The sequence below is a fragment of the Anoxynatronum sibiricum genome (genome assembly GCF_039414295.1).
GTDB classification, from domain to species: domain Bacteria; phylum Bacillota; class Clostridia; order Peptostreptococcales; family Tindalliaceae; genus Anoxynatronum; species Anoxynatronum sibiricum.
Window position 1 is genome coordinate 1 of the sequence record NZ_JBCITM010000048.1, and the last position, 1,360, is coordinate 1,360.

Sequence of the window (1,360 nt, forward strand, 5' to 3'; positions counted from 1 at the left end):
TGTTGGGTTTTCGAAAAGCTCTGTCCATCTTGAAAATTCAAGATTGCTGCTGATCATAACACTACTTTTTTCCGCCCGGTCAGAGATGACTTTGAATAATAGTTCTGATTGATGTCGGTTGAAACTTAAATACGATAGTTCATCAATGATGAGGAGTTCAACTTTCTTGAGTTGCTTTTCAAGCTTCTGTAGTTCGCGTTGATCTTTTGCCTCCACCAACATGGTGGCCAAAGTAGCAGCTGTAAAGAACTTTACCCTAAATCCCGCTTCACAGGCTTTTAGACCAAGGGCAATGCTTGTATGACTTTTACCACCACCTGAATTGCCGATCATAACGATGTTTTGCCGATTCCGGATGAAATCACAGCAGGCCAGTTCATGAATGAAGGCATCTTCAACGTGCAGAAGTCGGTTTAAATCAAGTTCCTCCAGTGTTTTTTGATGTGGAAAGCCAGCTGCTTTAATACGTCGTTTTTGCTGATTGATTCGACGGGATTCCAGCTCTTGCTTCATCATGGCTACCAGGAAATCTTCATAGCCCACCTGTTCACTCTGACGCAGGATTTCCTGATACCGTGAAAAACTGGGAATACGCAGTTGTTTTGCATACAGGGCAATGATTTCTTTCTTCCCGTTCATTGTCCCACCACCTTGTATTTGCGGTCATAGGCTGCAAGGTCGATGGTGTTCACTGAGATATCCCCAGTGAGGTGTGGTATTGGTTCAATGGGCGGGTTTAGTTCGCTTCTGATCAGTTCAATTGAGGGCTTAATACCTGCTGGCAGCTGGTCACGAATGGCTAAGAGACGGTTAACACCGAACTCAACACTTAGCTTGAGTAACTTAACTGTATCTTTTGCATCATGAGGAAAGGTTTTTCCCCAGTCCAACAATTCAACAGCAGCAGATTTGCGAACGGGTTTAGAATGATACACTGACCGAGGCTTTTGTTCCAGCAAGGGCAGATAATGCTCCAACTGAAAAAAGGTGTCTGATCGACCATAACTGCGTGTGTGATGGGCAACCTTTTCTGCATTGTGGTAACAGGCAATATGATTGCCGTAAGCTTTAACGCTTATCTGACGACCAACCAGTTCGACTGGTACTGAGTAACGGTTTCGGTCAAACTGGACAGTACTGTCATCATATACACGTGCTGGTACACTTTTACTGGTATCAAAAACATAGGCTGGGAGTCGGTGAAGCGCAAAGCAGTCTGTTTCTGACTGCTGGCCTACGGTTTGGCTTCTGCCCTGTATTTGATGATGACGGTACTCCAGGCAGCCGGCCAGTAGGGTATTGTTTAATTTTTCAATGGTTTCAACCCGTGGTACTGGCACCAGTATGTTGCGCCGGGACC

Annotated in this window: 2 protein-coding genes; both read right to left on the reverse strand. The window is 45.2% G+C overall.

From position 1 onward, the window contains the following. Positions 1 to 639, reverse strand: a 639-nt coding sequence (gene istB, locus AAIG11_RS17870; protein ID WP_343187547.1) for an IS21-like element helper ATPase IstB, incomplete at its 3' end; no start/stop codon positions are given. Beyond that, positions 636 to 1,360: Mu transposase domain-containing protein (locus AAIG11_RS17875; protein WP_425499439.1), on the reverse strand; the 725-nt coding region annotated here is incomplete at its 5' end. The genes AAIG11_RS17875 and istB, both read right to left, overlap by 4 nt.